At 54.4% G+C, this 16,685-nt stretch carries 18 protein-coding genes; 9 read left to right on the top strand and 9 right to left on the bottom strand.

Annotated features, from left to right (window positions below; all coding sequences use genetic code 11):
* Window positions 1-53: 53 nt before the first annotated feature.
* From K0H81_RS16150 to K0H81_RS16140, 3 genes are read right to left on the bottom strand one after another with little or no spacing between them, the layout of a single operon-like run.
* Window positions 54-341, bottom strand: a complete 288-nt coding sequence (locus tag K0H81_RS16150) for a hypothetical protein (protein ID WP_144203976.1) — start codon at window positions 339-341, stop codon at window positions 54-56.
* Window positions 342-366: 25 nt separating this feature from the next.
* Window positions 367-918, bottom strand: a complete 552-nt coding sequence (locus K0H81_RS16145) for a class I SAM-dependent methyltransferase (protein WP_220058986.1) — start codon at window positions 916-918, stop codon at window positions 367-369.
* Window positions 893-1,309, bottom strand: a complete 417-nt coding sequence (locus K0H81_RS16140; RefSeq protein ID WP_220058985.1) for a hypothetical protein — start codon at window positions 1,307-1,309, stop codon at window positions 893-895. Before K0H81_RS16140 ends, K0H81_RS16145 begins: the two co-directional genes overlap by 26 nt.
* 218 nt (window positions 1,310-1,527) lie before the next feature.
* Between K0H81_RS16140 and K0H81_RS16135 the strand changes: the two genes are divergently transcribed.
* Together K0H81_RS16135 and K0H81_RS16130 are read left to right on the top strand one after the other, a co-directional pair.
* A complete protein-coding gene (locus K0H81_RS16135; protein ID WP_144203973.1) occupies window positions 1,528-2,517 on the top strand; it encodes a 2-hydroxyacid dehydrogenase in 990 nt (329 codons plus the stop codon).
* Window positions 2,518-2,630: 113 nt separating this feature from the next.
* Window positions 2,631-3,368, top strand: a complete 738-nt coding sequence (locus K0H81_RS16130) for a dienelactone hydrolase family protein (protein ID WP_220058984.1) — start codon at window positions 2,631-2,633, stop codon at window positions 3,366-3,368.
* A gap of 91 nt (window positions 3,369-3,459) precedes the next feature.
* Here the strand turns inward: K0H81_RS16130 and corA are convergent, their stop codons facing one another.
* The gene (gene corA / locus K0H81_RS16125; RefSeq protein ID WP_220058983.1) at window positions 3,460-4,428 is read right to left on the bottom strand and encodes a magnesium/cobalt transporter CorA; all 969 of its coding nucleotides are present in this window, start codon (window positions 4,426-4,428) and stop codon (window positions 3,460-3,462) included.
* Window positions 4,429-4,444: 16 nt separating this feature from the next.
* Window positions 4,445-4,996, bottom strand: a complete 552-nt coding sequence (locus K0H81_RS16120) for a mechanosensitive ion channel domain-containing protein (protein ID WP_220058982.1) — start codon at window positions 4,994-4,996, stop codon at window positions 4,445-4,447.
* Between the two features lie 346 nt (window positions 4,997-5,342).
* On the opposite strand from K0H81_RS16120, the gene K0H81_RS16115 reads away from it, so the two are divergent.
* The 4 genes from K0H81_RS16115 (at window position 5,343) to K0H81_RS16100 (ending at window position 9,892) form a co-directional block, all read left to right on the top strand.
* Window positions 5,343-6,086 (top strand): spermidine synthase, encoded by a 744-nt coding sequence (locus K0H81_RS16115; RefSeq protein WP_220058981.1) that lies wholly within the window; start codon window positions 5,343-5,345, stop codon window positions 6,084-6,086.
* Window positions 6,087-6,283: 197 nt separating this feature from the next.
* Entirely contained in the window at window positions 6,284-6,853 is a 570-nt protein-coding gene (ahpC, locus tag K0H81_RS16110) for an alkyl hydroperoxide reductase subunit C (protein ID WP_011864598.1), read from the top strand.
* Between the two features lie 176 nt (window positions 6,854-7,029).
* Window positions 7,030-8,595 carry an alkyl hydroperoxide reductase subunit F gene (ahpF, locus tag K0H81_RS16105; RefSeq protein WP_220058980.1) on the top strand — a complete coding sequence of 522 codons (1,566 nt, stop codon included), beginning with the start codon at window positions 7,030-7,032 and terminating at the stop codon, window positions 8,593-8,595.
* Between the two features lie 112 nt (window positions 8,596-8,707).
* Complete coding sequence (locus tag K0H81_RS16100; protein WP_144203967.1) at window positions 8,708-9,892, top strand: GGDEF domain-containing protein; 1,185 nt, start codon at window positions 8,708-8,710, stop codon at window positions 9,890-9,892.
* A 29-nt stretch (window positions 9,893-9,921) separates the two neighbouring features.
* Here the strand turns inward: K0H81_RS16100 and K0H81_RS16095 are convergent, their stop codons facing one another.
* From K0H81_RS16095 to K0H81_RS16080, 4 genes are all read right to left on the bottom strand, one after another.
* Window positions 9,922-10,326, bottom strand: coding sequence for a hypothetical protein (locus K0H81_RS16095; protein WP_220058979.1), 405 nt, complete (start codon window positions 10,324-10,326; stop codon window positions 9,922-9,924).
* A gap of 261 nt (window positions 10,327-10,587) precedes the next feature.
* The gene (locus K0H81_RS16090; RefSeq protein ID WP_011864602.1) at window positions 10,588-10,785 is read right to left on the bottom strand and encodes a hypothetical protein; all 198 of its coding nucleotides are present in this window, start codon (window positions 10,783-10,785) and stop codon (window positions 10,588-10,590) included.
* 121 nt (window positions 10,786-10,906) lie between these two features.
* A complete protein-coding gene (locus K0H81_RS16085; RefSeq protein ID WP_220058978.1) occupies window positions 10,907-12,325 on the bottom strand; it encodes a cytochrome C biosynthesis protein in 1,419 nt (472 codons plus the stop codon).
* Between the two features lie 541 nt (window positions 12,326-12,866).
* The gene (locus tag K0H81_RS16080; RefSeq protein ID WP_220058977.1) at window positions 12,867-13,304 is read right to left on the bottom strand and encodes an OmpA family protein; all 438 of its coding nucleotides are present in this window, start codon (window positions 13,302-13,304) and stop codon (window positions 12,867-12,869) included.
* A gap of 322 nt (window positions 13,305-13,626) precedes the next feature.
* Here K0H81_RS16080 and ohrR point away from each other — a divergent pair, with 322 nt between their 5' ends.
* The 3 genes from ohrR to rlmC are packed head-to-tail and all read left to right on the top strand — an operon-like array spanning window position 13,627 to window position 16,550.
* Window positions 13,627-14,103 (top strand): transcriptional regulator OhrR, encoded by a 477-nt coding sequence (ohrR, locus tag K0H81_RS16075; RefSeq protein WP_258406317.1) that lies wholly within the window; start codon window positions 13,627-13,629, stop codon window positions 14,101-14,103.
* Between the two features lie 24 nt (window positions 14,104-14,127).
* Window positions 14,128-15,369 (top strand): glycerol-3-phosphate dehydrogenase/oxidase, encoded by a 1,242-nt coding sequence (locus K0H81_RS16070; protein ID WP_220058975.1) that lies wholly within the window; start codon window positions 14,128-14,130, stop codon window positions 15,367-15,369.
* A 41-nt stretch (window positions 15,370-15,410) separates the two neighbouring features.
* Complete coding sequence (gene rlmC, locus K0H81_RS16065; protein WP_220058974.1) at window positions 15,411-16,550, top strand: 23S rRNA (uracil(747)-C(5))-methyltransferase RlmC; 1,140 nt, start codon at window positions 15,411-15,413, stop codon at window positions 16,548-16,550.
* The last annotated feature ends 135 nt before the right edge of the window (window positions 16,551-16,685 follow it).

The following is a 16,685-nucleotide window of genomic DNA, read 5'->3' as shown; positions in this document are numbered from 1 at the left end:
TAGGGCGCAGCCGGTGCAAGTTTTACCAACGAATCTTGCGTGGTTTAGCGGGCCTAAAAGCTGTGGCCATTGACATGCATGATGGCAAAGGTCCAGACCACGAACGCCAGGCTGAGGTGGATAAAGGCGTAGATGCTCTGATCCAATCGCTCGATTCCCTTTGCCTGCCAGATCAATTTGCCATGCAGTAAGATGTTGAGGGGAAACAGCATAAACAGCGGGTAGAAGGCGATGGCGCTGTCGTCGCCGAACAGGGCGCGAGACACTATCGACCATAACACCATGAGGGCGGTGATCAATGGCGGTGCGGCGAGTCGGTACTGTTCGGGATAGGGAAACATCTATCGTCCTTAACGCTGTGAGTTCCTAGTTAGCCGGTTTACGGCCTATATATTGCGCCTTGAAGCAGGGCGTCTCCTCACAGCCTACATTACCTTCGAAAGCGTGCAAAGTCTCCCAGCCACAAAAGCGCTGCGATAATTCGCCTTCGGTCAGCAGGAAGTTGGGGTTCTTGGGTCTGCCCACCTCGGCCTGCTTCTCTATGAAGGTCTCGTAGATGATGAGACCGCCGGGCTTGATGCTCGCTTTGATGAGCTCAAACAGCTGGCGGTGCAGGTAGTTGAACACCAGAACTATGTCATATCGAGACTCGGGAAGTTGTGGCGTGCCGCTTTCCAAGTCGAGCGCTAAGGCCTGACAGTGTTTAGGTACAGCCGCTAGCCTGCCAAGGTCTCTGTCGATAAAGGTGACCTGGGCGCCATGGGCGGCCAGCCAGAGGCCGTTACGCCCGCTGCCGCAGGCAAGGTCGAGCACCTGGAGATGATGCTCTTGTCCTAAAAGCTGGTTATCGAGCCCTAAAAGCTGGGGGTGCAGCGTCAGCAGCGGGGCGGCTTCAGCCCTTAATCTCTTTTCGTCCATCGAGGCGTCGTCCATGAATTACCGAGAAATGTCTGAGCCCCGCCGGGCCGTGGGAGACGATCACCGACAGCAAGACGATGGCGATCAGCAGTTCGGGCTTGTAGTCGGCGAGGGGAATAAACAGCGCCAGCAGGCAGAGTTTCACCAGGGTCAACACTCCCTTTAGCTGGATCAGCCAGCGCCAGTCTCTGACCACCTCCCATAGCATCAGCAAGCTGCCGGTACTCATGGCCAAGATCCAGTAGTTGCACCACAGGCTTTTATCCACCCCGAGTAAGATGCCGCCACCGGCACCTGTTATGCCTAAGATGTGCAGGGCACGCAGGCTGGTCTTGCTCAGGCGTTGCAGCCAAAACTGTTTCTCGGAAATCTGCTTATGCTTTTGACTCATGGGGCGAAAGAAGACTGAAAATTTGCGCCAGCTTAGCAGGAAATCGGCATAAAACACATTGACGGCTCACAAAGTTAACTATTTCGTGATCTAAGCGCGATTTATCTTTGCTAAGTCACATATTTCCTTGGCTATAATGGAGCCAAGACAGGCAGGGGCTTTGTGATACTAGGGTGACAAATCTCTGTCTAATGTTGAATCACTTTTAGGTAGCTAAGATGAGAATAGGTTTTTTTAGTGCTAAGCACTATGACATGGAACATTTCAACCGCACCAACCAGGCCTTTGGCGCTCAGATTGAGTATTTCGACTATCGCCTCTGTATGCAGTCGGTCAAGCTGGCCTATGGTTTCGAGGTGATCTGCGCCTTCGTCAACGATTCGCTATGTGAAGAGGTATTGGTAGAGCTAGCTAAAAATGGCACTAAGATCATTGCGATGCGCTGCGCCGGATTTAACAACGTCGATCTCGAGGCAGCCAAACGCCTGGGGATCAGGGTGGTAAACGTTCCCGCCTATTCGCCCGAGTCGGTGGCGGAGCATACTGTGGCCCTGATGCTGACCCTTAATCGTAAAGTGCACAAGGCCTATCAACGTACCCGCGATGCTAACTTTTCCCTCGAAGGGCTGGTGGGCTTCAACATGTATGGCCGCACAGTCGGTGTGATCGGCACGGGTAAGATAGGTGTGGCGACCATCAAGATCCTCCTGGGCTTCGGCTGTAAGGTAGTGGTTTACGATCCTTACCCTAACCAGGCGGTGCTGGATATGGGCATCGAATACCTGTCGCTGGATGAGCTCTACGCGGTGAGCGACATCATCAGCCTGCATTGTCCGCTGACCAAAGAGAACCATCATCTGCTCAACAAGGCAAGCTTCGATAAGATGAAGCCTGGTGTTATGGTGATCAACACCAGCCGTGGCGGCTTGCTAAATGCCTTCGATGCCATGGAGGCGCTCAAGACGGGGCAGATTGGTTCCCTCGGACTGGATGTGTACGAGAATGAGAAAGAGCTCTTCTTCGAGGATAAGTCGAACCAGATCATCCAGGACGACGTGTTCAGACGCCTGTCGGCCTGCCACAACGTGATCTTTACCGGTCACCAGGCCTTCCTCACCGAAGAGGCGTTGGGCGCCATTGCTCATACCAGCCTGACCAATGTGCGTCAGCTGCTCGATGGCGAAGCGTGTCCTAACCAGCTATTTTAATTTCTTTCACTTCACTTCTTTCACATCTTTAATTTCGTCAGCCGGGTTTCACCTGACAAGGGGAGCTCAGGCTGATAACTTAGGGATAAGTTTATTGGCCTGAGGGCAAGATTATGATGGTAAAACAGGAAGTTCACGACATAGACACGCCCACGGGCACGATGCGCTGTTATCTCTATCGTCCCGACAGCGAGGGCTTGTTCTCGACGATCATCTTCTACTCGGAGATTTTCCAGCAGACCGCCCCTATCGCCAGGGCCGCGACCATGTTGGCCGGTCACGGTTTCGTGGTCTTGGTGCCGGAAGTCTTCCATGAACTCAACCCCATAGGCACGGTATTGGCTTATGACGATGAGGGCAAAGACAAGGGCAACCAGGATAAGTTTACCAAGGCGCTGGAGCATCACGACAGCGATACCCAGGCCTTAGTCGACTTTGCCATGAGTCAGCCCTTCTGTACCAATCAGGTTGGTGCCATGGGTGTCTGTATCGGCGGTCATCTGGCCTACCGCGCCGCGCTAAATATCGACGTCGTCGGTGCCTTCTGTCTCTATCCTACGGACATCCACTCAGGTACCTTGCCGGCCAATCCGGGTAATGACTCCCTGAGCCGCACCGGGGATATCGAGGCGGAGTTGGTACTGGTGTTTGGTAAGCAAGATCCCCACGTGCCGAGCGAGGGGCGCAGGCTCATCTACGATAGACTCACTGAGACGGGGCGCAAGTTTACCTATCTCGAGGTCAATGCCCAGCATGCCTTTATGCGTGATGAGGGAGACAGATACGATCCCGCGCTGGCGCTGCAGATCTATCAGCAGGCGGTAGCCTTCTTCCATAGGGTGCTGCGCTAAACTGATTATGTAGAAGTATTATGAGCAAAAAGGCGAACCTAAGGTTCGCCTTTTTACTTTGGCCTAGATATTTTGTTCGAGAGGTTTGGTGTTAGAGCCATTTGCGGCGCCTGAACAGCCAGATCAGTACCGCAGTGATGCTGAGCATGACCCCCCAAACGATGAAGTAGCCATCTTTATGTTTCAGCTCGGGAATATACTCGAAGTTCATGCCATAGATACCGGCGATAAAGGTGAGCGGCACGAAGATGGCGGTGATGATGGTCAGCACCTTCATGATGTTGTTCAGCCTGTGGGCGCTGATGGAGATGTAGCCGTCGATCAGATCGCTGGAGACCTGATAGAAGAGGTCCGCCAGACTGGCCGCCCTGTGTTGATGCTCGCACACGTCGTTGATCTCATGATAGAGGCTGTCGTCGAAGGGCACTGAGGGCTCGCTGCGCAGGCTGTCGAACAGCTCCACATGGTAGTGAAAGTTGCGTCTCAGCCGGGTGAGATCTGTCTTGTAGAGCACCACCTCGGCCAGAATTTTATCGTCCGCCGTGGTGAGCATCACGGTTTCCAGCTCCTCCAGGCGGCTCTCGAGATCAAACAGGATCTTATGATAACGCTTGATCACATAGCGGCTGAGCTTCAGCGCCACGGCACCTGTGTTTTGCAGCGACAGCTCGCCCGCTTCAAGCGAGGTCATGGTGCGTTCGATGGAGAGGGAACGCTTGCTGTGACGGGTCACGATAAAACGCGGCCCCACAAACAGCGCCAGCACTATGTTGTCGCAGTTGATGGAGTCCGAATCGGCCGACAAGCCCCTTAGCAGAATAAAGGTATGGTCGTCGAAGTCCTCTATCTTAGGAGGATGGCGATCCCGCGAGGCGTCCTGTAGCGCCAATGGGTGCAGACCGAAATCCTGCTGCAGCGACTCGCTCAACTCATCGTCTATCTCACCGTCGATATTGAGCCAGAGTATGGTGTCGTCCCTCTGCTGCCAGCTGGCGACCTGAGACGCATCGCCCCGGGTGAGCGAATTATTTTGCGGATCATAGAGTAATGTCGTGAGCATCGCGGCCCCCTGTCGGTTAATCGCTTTGTACTTGAGTATGGTCTTTCTCGGGCGATTCGCTCAAGGGCTTGGCCTGAGTGTGCGCCTGAGTCAGTTTCAAAACCCCTTTCTGTAGCATCAGGTTGTTAGGGTAGGTGATGGTGATGCCGTCGCTACGCTCGATCAACACGTGAAACAGGCTGATCTCGGCAATGACGCCACTGACATCTTCATCCTTGTCGATAATCTTGATGCGATCGCCAATACGGTAGGGGAAGACGAAGAAGATCAAGATCCCGGCGGTGATGTTACTCAAAATTGACCACTGGGCCACCAAGGCCACGCCGAGCACGGCAAATACCGAGGAGATAAACAGTGACACCTGCTGATATTCGATGCCGAGTGAGATCACCCAGAGACAGGCGATGATGATAAACAGCAGGTAGGTAATATATTGGGTCACCATCTTGGTGCGTTTAAAGGAGACCTGTTTGGACTCGGCCAGTTTGGCTATCCAGTTGGTGAGCAGACGCTGGGCGAAGATGAAGATGCCTATGTAGAGACAGCTGACGAGTAGGGTTTGTGTCATGGTAAATTGCAAATGAGCCAAAGATTTCAAACAAATACTACAAGGCTTGTCCGATTGCAACGCGAGAATGATGGGCCGAATGAAGGGAGGGGCTCGGCATCAGAGGAGGTCGCTTAGCTCTTATGCTTAATTCACGAACTAAACCCGCGCGCCAGCCTCACGTTTTGTATAAGGCTCTGTAAAAGGTTTCAGGAAAGGGAGCTGTCTGCTGTTGTGCGCACTGTTGCCTTTGCTATTGCCTTTGCCGTTTTGGGGGCTTTTGCGGCATACTAGCGCCTTTATTTCGCCTATCTTTTGTTGCGTTTGAAGACCTGCACCTAAGATGAGGCGTCCTGCGGAGAGACAGATGTCAGATTATACCACCCTATATACCGGCGAAGATGACCACGGCCCACTGCTGGTCATGGAAGATAAGGAGGTTCGCCTGCTCTCCTTTGGGGATAACGATGAGCAGAGCAAGCTGCTCAAGTCGGCGCTGCATGTGCCCATGCATACCTATCTGCAGGCCATGTTGCTGGTGCTGCTGTTTATCAAGCCTAAACGCGTCATCGTACTCGGCCTGGGTGGTGGCGGCCTCATTCATGCACTGCGTAATTTCGACCGCGGGATCAATATTACCGCGGTCGAGCTGAGGGAGGCGGTGATCGAGGTGGCCAAGCGTTATTTCTGGTTGCCGCAGGGTAAGAAGCTCAACCTGATCCATCAGGACGCCAATGCGTTTCTGGTAGATGCGGATCATAAGAAAGCCGACGTGATCTTCGCCGATATTTACCATGGCGACGGCGTGGATGAGCAGCAGCTCAGCGAGACCTTTATCGCTAACGCCGCTGCGCTACTCAAGAGTGAAGGTTATTTGGTGCTTAATTGCTGGAAGGAGCATAGTCGTAACGCCACCCTGCTGGCCCTGTTACAGAAACACTTTAGCGACGTGCGCGCCTGCCTGACAGGTGGCGGCAACTGGGTGGTGCTCGCCGGTAAACAGGCGCGGCAGATAAGTGCCAGCGGGCTCAAGGCGGAGGCGCAGCAGTTATCGCTGCAGCTGGATTTTCAATTGGGCCGCAGCCTGACCCGCTTCGAAACCTGGGAGTGAGACCGACTCGCTCCCCTTAATCGGTTTTATGTCGTCATGCCAATGATAATCTTAAAAACCGATTAGCATGATAGCTTTTATCCGTTATATTTAATTTTCCAGTCTCGTTATTATCTCTTCATCGACAAAGAACACGGGGTTAAGGCAAACGCCTCACCCCACAAATTTACTGTTAATAACGAGCACTGGAGCAAGCAATGACTCAATCTATCATCAACACCGAAATCAAGCCTTTCTCAGCCACCGCATATCACAAGGGCGACTTTGTCTCTGTGACTGAGCAAGACCTACTGGGTAAGTGGTCTGTGGTTTTCTTCTACCCAGCCGACTTCACCTTCGTCTGCCCAACAGAGCTGGGTGACATGGCTGACCATTACGAGAAGCTACAGTCTATGGGTGTTGAAGTTTACTCAGTGTCTACCGACACTCACTTCACTCACAAGGCGTGGCACGATAGCTCAGACACTATCGGCAAGATCAACTACCCAATGATCGGCGACCCAACGGGTGTTATCTCACGCAACTTCGGCGTGATGATCGAAGAGGAAGGTCTGGCACTGCGCGGTACCTTCGTGATCAACCCTGAAGGTCAGATCAAGGTTGCCGAAATTCACGACCTGGGTATTGGTCGTAGCGCCTCTGAGCTGGTTCGTAAGATCCAAGCGGCCCAGTATGTTGCGACTCACGACGGTGAAGTTTGCCCGGCAGCATGGCAGCCAGGTGAAGAGACCCTAGCGCCTTCACTGGACCTAGTTGGTAAGATCTAAGATCTTCCTCCTCAAGGTCGCCCGGGCCTCATCATCTCGGGCGACCCGGCGAAAGCCAAAGTAGTTTAATCATCATTCTTTTTCATTGCCGGTTCACCTCCCCCTGCATGCGAGCCGGCAATTTTTCCCTATGTTTTTGGCTCCCTTCTGGGGGCCACTTTTTCCTAGGAGTTATCATGTTAGATGCGAATGTGAAAAATCAGCTGACTACCTATCTGCAAAACCTCAAGCGCCCAGTTGAACTTGTCGTATCGGCAGATGAGCGTCCTAAAGCAAAAGAGTTATTGTCGCTGGCAACCGATATTGCCGCGCTATCCCAATTAGTGTCATTGACCGAATCCGTGGGTGAGCGTACCCCGTCGATGACTGTGAAGAGTGCCGATACCGGCAGTCAGATCCATTTTGCCGGCCTGCCAATGGGCCACGAGTTTACCTCTCTGGTGCTGGCCCTGCTGCACACAGGGGGCCATCCGATCAAGCTTGCACCTGAGGTGATCGAGCAGATCCGCGACCTACCCGGCGAGTATCGCTTCGAGACCTATGTGTCTTTGAGCTGTCAGACCTGTCCCGAGGTGGTGCAGGCGCTCAACATGATGTCGGCGATCAACCCTAACATTCAAAACACCATGATAGATGGCGCCCTGTTCCAAGATGAAGTGAACGAGCGCAATATCATGGCGGTCCCCTCTGTCTACCTGAACGGCGAACCGTTTTCTGTCGGTGGTATCAGCGTGGTCGAGATCCTCAATAAGCTGGATGTCAATGCGGCAAGCCGTCAGGCGGAAAAGCTCAGCCAGAAAGAGGCTTTCGACGTGCTGGTGGTCGGCGGTGGCCCGGCTGGCGCATCGGCGGCCATCTATGCGGCCCGTAAGGGACTGAGAACCGGCATCCTGGCGGACAAGTTCGGTGGTCAGGTGGCAGAAACCGTGGGCATCGAAAACTTTATCTCGGTCAAGGCGACCGAAGGGCCTAAGCTGGTGGCCAACCTGGAAGCCCATGTTCACGACTATGATGTCGACATCATGGACAACCAGCGTGCCATGAGCCTTAAGTCAGGCGAGCTGTTTGAGATCCAGACCGAAAGCGGTGCACTGCTGCGCAGCAAGACGGTACTACTGGCTACGGGCGCTCGCTGGCGCGAGATGAATGTGCCGGGTGAGAAAGAATATCGCGGCAAAGGCGTCGCCTACTGCCCACACTGTGACGGCCCGCTGTTTAAGGGCAAGCGTGTCGCCGTGATTGGCGGTGGTAACTCGGGCATAGAGGCGGCCATCGATCTGGCCAATATCGTCGAGCATGTTACCGTGCTGGAGTTCGACAGCAAGCTACGCGCCGACGAGGTGTTGCAGCGTAAGGCAGCCTCCATGGGCAACATAGAGATCATTACCCAGGCGATGACCACAGAAGTGGTGGGCGATGGCACACGGGTACAAGGCCTGAACTACACAGACAGAGCCACGGGCGAGCAGCACCATGTTGCCCTGGCGGGTATCTTCGTACAGATAGGTCTGGTGCCTAACGCCGAGTGGCTCAAGGGCACAGTGGATCTTAGTGATCGCGGTGAGATCATCGTCGATGCTAAAGGCCAGACCTCATTGCCAGGCGTATTTGCCGCAGGCGATGTGACCAACTCAGCCTTTAAACAGATCATCATCGCCATGGGTAGCGGCGCAACGGCCTCTCTGGGCGCATTCGATTACCTGATCCGCCTCGGCGAGCCAGCAGACGCGGTAGCCGCCTAAAGGTACAAAATGCCACAAAATAAACAGTCAGCTTTATGCTGGCTGTTTTTTTTTTCGTCTTTATAATTACTTAAGCTTATGACGAAAGCAGAAGAGGGCGGGCACAGACACGATGAATAGTAAGCCAAAAAGCTTTGACGAACTACTAGTCCAAGAAACCCATATCTATCTTTGCCGCTCGGTAAAATGGACCGCCTATCTCTCTGTGTTCCTACTTGTCGCCATTTTCCTTGCGTCCATGCTACAGAAGAATAGTCTTCTGACGCTGCAGGATCTTCTGGTGCTGCAAATGCCAACCCTGTGCATCGCCCTGTTTGGTCTGGCGGGGATCCTCTATCGTCAGCCAGAGCAGCATCGCATGGGGCTGGTGTTGGCCTATCTACTGGTGTTAGAAGTTGCCTGGATCTACTTTGTGGTGGGCCATTACTGGCTCACCAGTTCCTATAACCTGTTGGGCGAATATGGCTCTCTTGCCACCGTCGATTCGGTAACCGACGTGCTGGTATTCACCTTCGCCATCTCTCTCTATCCGGTGCGCCGCTGGCTACTGGTCAGTGTGGTGCCTCTGCTATTGGTTAGCCTGGTGACCCGGCTTATCGAGATCCCGGAAAATCCCATTTTTGCCCTGACCAAGTTTGTCTGCCTCTTGGTGATCATCATTACCGGGCAGAAGGTGTTGCTGCAATGGTTTCGTAAGGCTATCTTGCGCGACGCCGAGAAACAGCAGTTGTTGCAGCAGTTTAAGCGTATGGCGCTGATAGATGGTCTAACTGACCTGAGTAACAGGCGTCATTTCGATGAGGTGCTCGCCTTGGAGATCAAGGCCGCCGAGCGCACCGGCGATCCTCTGAGCATGATCTTGTTGGACGTGGATTTCTTCAAGCGCCTTAACGACAGCCTGGGCCATAGCGATGGCGATCGCTGTCTGGTAAGGCTGGGTGAGGTGCTGCATGGTGTGGCCTCCCGGCCTCGGGATCTGGCGGCGCGCTATGGCGGCGAGGAGTTTGCCATCATTTTGCCCGATACAGATCTCGACGGGGCGCGCCATATTGCCGAGCAGATACGTTATGAGCTCAAGGACGCCGAGATCCCCCATCCCGATTCTACTCTCGGCGCCTATGTCACCGTCTCTCAGGGGGTCTGTTTGTGGCAGCCGGGCTTGGATGCGGATGAGCTGCTGGCCTGCGCCGATCAGCTCCTCTATCAGAGTAAGGCCCAGGGGCGGGATAGATACAGTACTGGGGTGGCCAAGGGGGAGGCGGCCGAAGATAAGGTCGTCAGTTCCTACCAGTCTTGACGGCGCCTCTGGAAGGCGCCCATAAAAGGCTAGCTGTATTTGGCGTCTATGGCCTTGAGCGAGCGTAAAAACAGCCCCAGGCCGCCAATTGCCAGCACCAGTATGACCAAGAGATCGAAGGTGCTCATGGTCCTGAGGTTGAATCTGACGCTGGAGAGTACACCAAAAATAAGCGCCGTGAGTGAGCCTAGGGTCAAGAGCCAACCCAGCAGGTTTCTGGCGTTGTAGAAGATGATGCCTATGCCGAAGATCAGTGGGATCAGTATGGTGCCACCGGTGATCCCCATGCCACCGACGTTGTAGAGTCGATAGCCTAGGCTAAAGTTTGATGTCACGGAAATGGCATTTAGCAGCAGGTAGAAACCACCACACATCATCACCAAGCCCACTAAAAACAGGCCTATTCCTCCGGAACTGCCGCCGGCTCCTCGCATCTTGTTATCCTCCATAATTAATCTTCCACTGTTTGTGACTAGCTATCTGTAACCAGTTTTGCCAGATTTGCTCGCCTGGGCATATAGCAAGGTCGGCTCAGCTTAGTATTTTTTACCGCGTTAGCCAAATAACTTTGTCTGATGTCGGCAAGCCTTGAGGCAGGCAAGGGGAGTGATGAGCCTGAGGCAACATCAAACAGCGACAAATAAGGGCCATAAAAAAAGCCCTCATGATGAGGGCTTTGCGAAGTTCGCTCTGATCTAAGCTGTGGTATTAATGTTGTGACCACTATTTCCCACAGGCCCAGCGCTAGGCGCCGAGTCAACTGCTTCAATCAGTTGTAGTGCAATCTCTCCCTCTGCCTGCTGCTGCTCTTTGGCGAGCTGTGCAACTTTAACCCCAACGCTTCCATTGCTTAGATTAGGTTGTAGATTACTGGTTCCAACTGTTATTGCCATGATTACCGCCTTAAACTGGGTGAGAGCCTACTTACTTTGTGACTATAGTTAACCGAAAAATTCGCTTAGGTTAACTATAGTGCTATCGGCAGCGTTTTGGAAAACTTTAGCCTTTGCCAAATTAACTGGTGGCGCCGCGTCTCTCTATCAACTTACGTCCCATGCTGATGATGAAGGTCAGGCTGATGGAGGCGAAGATCAAGCCAATGGCCAGGCCGGCATTTTGCAGCGCGGTCGGATCAAGGGCCAGCATGCCGCCCAGGCCTATCATCATGATCCCCGACATCAGCTTCAGTGTCTGTCCCTCTTTCTCGGTGAGCTTGCGCTTACCCAGGGTGGCGCTGAAGGCGATCACGATAGCCGCCAGCGGGATCACATAGACTATGTTGTAGAAGGCCAGGTAGAGATAGCGCTCGAATGCCGGCAGCTCATGCATAGACAAGACGCTGGTGTAGATCATTGGGAAGCCTGCGGTGCACAGCAGCTCATAGGCGTTGGCCAATATGGCCAAGACCACAGTGCCGGCAATCATCGCCGCCATGCTACTGGCGCTGGTGAGTTTACCCATGCGCTTGATAAGCCCGGTGCGGTTTTCCGCCGACATGGAGAGGCTGACCTCGCCCTTGGTGAAGAAGTATTCCTTGATGTTGATGGCACCAGCGACCAAGGCCATCAGGCCGGCCCCGAGTATGATGAGGCCGCCATCGCTCCCCGCGCCCAACAGTTCGAAGATGTTGAGCCAGGCGATCATAAACAGGAAGTAGATAAAGCCCGAGAAGAAGACGAAGATGCCGCCGACGATCAGCATGCGGCTGCGGCTCTTGGCATTTACCATGATAGAGAGCAGAAACAGCAGCACGAAGAAGGCGCAGGGGTTAAAGGCATCGACCCCGGCGAGCACCACGGTTAACACTGGCAAGGAGAGTTGCTCTGGCGCCACCACGCCGATCAGTGGCAGCTCTATGGGTTGTACCTTAGTGACGGGCGCGGCAGGTGCGCTTTCTTCCAGCCCCAGGTCACAGGTACCGGGCTCGCTACTGGCGCTACAGGTGGCAAACAGTGGCTCGCCCTCTGAGGCTGCTGAGCCTGTCTGGGCCGCCTGATCATCGTCAGCTACTACACCACCCAGGGCGCGGTAACAGGCCTTGAGCTGCTGCAGAATAAATTGCCCCGTCACGGCTTCGCTGCTGTAGCCCACGGTCGCCTGTTCACAGGCGGCGATATAGGGCACGGAGCGAGCGGCAACCTTGGTCTGCTCGGCGATTGCCTGCCATTTCTCCTGAGTCCCGGCCTGAGACACCATGTGTGACTCCAGCTCTATCCAGGGATACTTTTCCGGCAGACTGTCGATGAAGGGGTGCGCCTCGGCGCAGTGCGGACAGGTCTTAGACCAGAAGAAATAGAGCTTAATCTTCAGCTGGCCGTCGGCGTCGACATAATGCCAGGTGGCATTCTGAGACGCAGTGTGTTCCTCGGCCTGTGCGAAGCTGGGTAGTGCGCTCGAGAGTAACAGAAAACAAAACATCAGGGCTCTAAACATAATCCCTCCCCGGGGCTGACTTGCCAAAAGACGATGACAAAGGCGTGAATCCTCTAGGGCCTGTTTATTTTTCAGGTTTAATTTTTGTTCAATCTAAACGCGTTTTGCTCAAGGCGCATGCTGTGCGGCATAGTTATGCTATGTAAATAGCAGGCAACACAGCGCAAGGCGCGTTTAGATGAACCCTTCGGGCAGCTTGTGTAGGCCATTTCTACTGCGTTATCGCCCGCTCATGTAGAATAACTACACTACACGGACTCTGTCTTGTATAAATGGCCTACAGAATGCTGCAAAAACAAACAGGAAAGATCAACAGACCCTAGGGACAGTTTACTGCGGGTGGTGGGGGAGACTAAGTTTATGTTTAAGATTTGCAACGCAAATCTTGAAATGTACAGGAAGTGTTAACTGGCGCGGATTTTTGTCTATCGTCAAGCTGCCGCCTCGCCAATTTTGAGGGAGGCGGCCTGCCGACTAGCACCTATTTAGCTAGGGCTTACTTAGCTCCAGCCTATTGGCTACAGCATACCCCTTGAGGCGCTTACTTTAACTGGTGACGGCTTGGGTCTACCGTGCTGGCGATGGTGGTTTCGCTCTCGCCCTGCTGGCACCAGTGAAGGCTCAGGGTACGGGTATCTTCCTTGCTGGCCGTCAGTAGCTTAGTGACCACAGGCTGGTTGTAGTCGGCCTTGGTCAGGAAGGTCTTGACCCGCTCGATGCGGCGGTTGGCGAGCCAGAGGTTATAGTCTCTGATCTTCTTATCTGTCTCGCCCTTATAGAGGGGGAACTCCAGCAGCAGGTAACCGCTGTCGGCTTGAGTCTTCTCGATCAGCGCCTGCAACTGTTTGGCATATCGGCTATCAAAGTAAGAGCTGTTTTTCTCAAAAGGAATATCGCCAAAGCTGATGTTTTGCGGGCAGGCGGCACTGGCTTGGGCGGCAAAGAGTAATGACAACATCACTAGCAGCAATTGCTTCATAGTGAACACCTCCATTGTGTTTTTTAGTGTATCGAGCTGAATAGTGGGGGGAATTTAGGGGATTATCGCTCGAAAAGCAACCATCTTTGTTGGTGGAAAGGGGCGGAAGTTTCAGCCTTTTTGAGTATTTAACCTAGCGTCAGGATTCAGTCGAGCCGCATCTAGATGGTTTTACTTAATTATTTGATTAAGTCTCTGTAAAGATGACAGATTATTGACTAACTATGCAGTAAAAAATTTTTTTGATAATTTTTCACTTTGGCCTGCGCATGGCGTAAACTTGGTAAAAGTTGTGTGCAATTTAATAATGGCGATCCAATTCATGAGTCAATCCACGAGCCAAGATTCTCACCCTAATCCCCTGGCCCTCGAAAACCAGGTCTGCTTCTCGCTTTATAGCGCCGCCAATGCCATGGTGCGTGCCTACCGCCCTCTGCTGGAGGCGTTGGACTTGACCTATTCGCAATATCTGGCGATGTTGGTGCTGTGGCAGGAGCCGGGGATCAGCGTCAAGACCCTGGGTGAGCAGCTGCACCTGGACTCGGGCACCCTGACGCCTCTGCTAAAACGCTTGGAAAGCAAAGGCCTGGTGACCCGCGGGCGCAGCGAAGCCGACGAGCGGGTGCGGGTGTTGCAGCTGACCGACGCAGGCCGTGAGCTGCAGCAGCAGGCCCGGTCGATCCCTATGCAGATGCGCTGCAAACTTGGGGGCGAGCCCGAAGAGTTTATTGAACTCAAGCGCCTGTGTGACAAGGCCTACCGCTATCTGGATGCGGCGAGCCAGAGAGAGAATAGATAGGTTTATTTGGCGAAAGGATGCGATATGCAAGCAGTGGATTTAGTGGTGATTGGTGGCGGAATAACCGGGGTGGGTATCGCCCAGTGTGCCCAGGCCGCCGGCTACTCTGTGGTGCTGCTTGAGAAGGATAATCTGGGCGAGAAGACCTCGTCGAACTCCAGTAAGTTGATCCATGGCGGCCTGCGTTACTTAGAATCGGGCCAACTCGGCTTGGTGCGCCAATCCCTGAGTGAGCGCAAGGCGCTGCTGACACTGGCGCCCGAGCTGGTAAAGCCTGTGCCTTTCTACATTCCCCTCTACCGTGGCAGCCAGCGTGGTCCCCTGGCCATTCGGGCGGGGCTGAGTTTGTATGCCTTGCTCAGCGAGCTGGATCCCCTGGGCCAGTTTCAGTCTGTGCCGGCCAGTCGCTGGAGTGAGCTGGCCGGTCTCAAGCTCAAGGGGCTGCGCGCCGTATTTCGTTACTGGGACGCCCAGACCGACGATGGCGCATTGACTCGCGCTGTGGCCCAGAGTGCCAGACAGTTAGGCGCCGAGCTGCTGACCCAGATCAGCCTTGAGCAGATAGAGCACAGGCCAGACTCCTGCATCGTCAGCTTTAGCCATAAGGGTGAATCGCGGCGCCTCAGCAGTCGCTGCGTCATCAATGCCACCGGGCCCTGGGTCAATCAGACTCTCGAGCGGGTCATCCCTAAGGTGGAGGTTTCGCCGGTAGAGCTGGTGCAGGGGAGCCATCTTGTGCTGGATATCCCAGCACCCAGCGGCATCTTCTACCTGGAGTCTATCTTCGATAAGCGGGTGGTGTTTGTCATGCCCTGGCAGGGTAAGACAATGATAGGCACCACAGAGACCCCAATCGATGCGGTGGACGCGGCGGGTGTGACGCCGGCCGAGGAGGCCTATCTGCTGGGGATCTATCGCCACTATTTCCCTCTGAGTGAGAATGATGGCGCACACGAAGGGCGCATCACAGGGCGATACTGCGGCGTGCGAGTGCTGCCCAAGCAGGGCGGCGAGGCGTTCGATCTGCCCAGGGATACCATTATGCTGTCGCGCGATACTCATCCCAACCTGCTTACCGTCTATGGTGGCAAGCTGACCACCTTCAGGCACACGGCCAAGGAGGCGTTGGCCTGGGTCAAGAGTCGCCGCGGGCCCAAGCCGATACGTGCCGATGTCGATAAGTTGCGCCTCACGCCCGTGGTAGATGAATCATTGGTAAGCCTGTCACCCTCGGCGACAGGTGATTTTTCTCCTCAAAAAGGCTAAAGTAGGGCGCCTTTTTAAGCCAAGCTGCGAGCAAACCATCCGTGAAGTGTGCCTATTTCGATGCTAATCAGTGTCTTTCCTGTCGTCATCTCAAGACGCCCCTGAGTGATCAGCTGGCGGCGAAAACGGCGACCCTGGAGGCATTACTGAAAGATCTGCCGGTGGGGCAGTGGCTTCCTCCCGTGGTGGGGCCAGAGAGCGGTTTTCGTAACAAGGCCAAGATGGTGGTGCTGGGCGCCGCCCATCAACCTATATTGGGGCTGGTAAGCCCGAGCGGCGAGGCGGTAAGCCTGTGTGATTGCAGCCTCTATCCTCAGGATATGCAGCAGTTGCTGCATCGTTTAGAGGCGTTCGTGCGCCAGGCCGGCATCCCGCCCTATAGGGTCGATAAGGCCAAGGGCGAGCTTAAATTTATCCTGCTGACCCGCAGTCAAGTACGCGGCGAGTATATGCTGCGTTTCGTGCTGCGCTCAGAGCAGGCCATTCCCCGTATCGAACGTGAACTGCCAAGGCTGTTAGCCGAGCACCCAGAGATCAAGGTGGTGTCGGTAAATCTGCAGCCCGTACATATGGCTATTTTGGAGGGAGAGGAGGAGATCTTCCTCACCGAGGCGACCCGGCTGGAGGAGGAATTTAATGGCGTGCCCCTCTACATTCGTCCCAAGAGCTTCTTCCAGACCCATCCCGAAGTGGCGGCCAAACTCTACCTGAGCGCGCGGGAGTGGATCCGTGAGCTGGCGCCTAAATCCATTTGGGATCTCTTCTGCGGCGTCGGCGGTTTCGGCCTGCACTGCGCCTCGAAGGATGTGGCCCTCACCGGCATAGAGATCGAGGCCGAGGCGATCGCCTGCGCCAAGATGTCGGCCGAGACGCTGGGGCTTGATAAGGTGCGCTTCACCGCGCTGGACTCGACCAGCTTCGCCAGCGACAGCCGCGGTCAAGAGAAGCCGGAGCTTATTATAGTCAACCCGCCCAGACGCGGTATCGGCGAGGCCCTGTGCCACTCCCTGAGTGAGTTTGCCCCTAAGGCGATTCTCTACTCCAGCTGTAATCCCAAGACGCTGGCCAAAGATCTACATTGCATCTCAGGTTACCGGGTGACCAAGGTACAGTTGTTTGACATGTTCCCCCACACAGATCATTTCGAGGTGCTGGTGATGCTGCAGCGCATCGGCGAGTAACCGGCCAAGTTGCTAATGTTAGCTCTCAAGTCTCTTTTTTGAGTCTGTCATCAGGCTGTCATCTGTCTGTCATAATTTAAATAGCCATGCTATTCAAAAGGCTACGCTGGCTTAAGCGGCGTGGTCAAATCTCGG

The organism is Shewanella halotolerans (assembly GCF_019457535.1).
Classification (GTDB): Bacteria; Pseudomonadota; Gammaproteobacteria; order Enterobacterales; family Shewanellaceae; genus Shewanella; species Shewanella halotolerans.
This window is presented reverse-complemented; position numbering and strand designations above follow the sequence as displayed.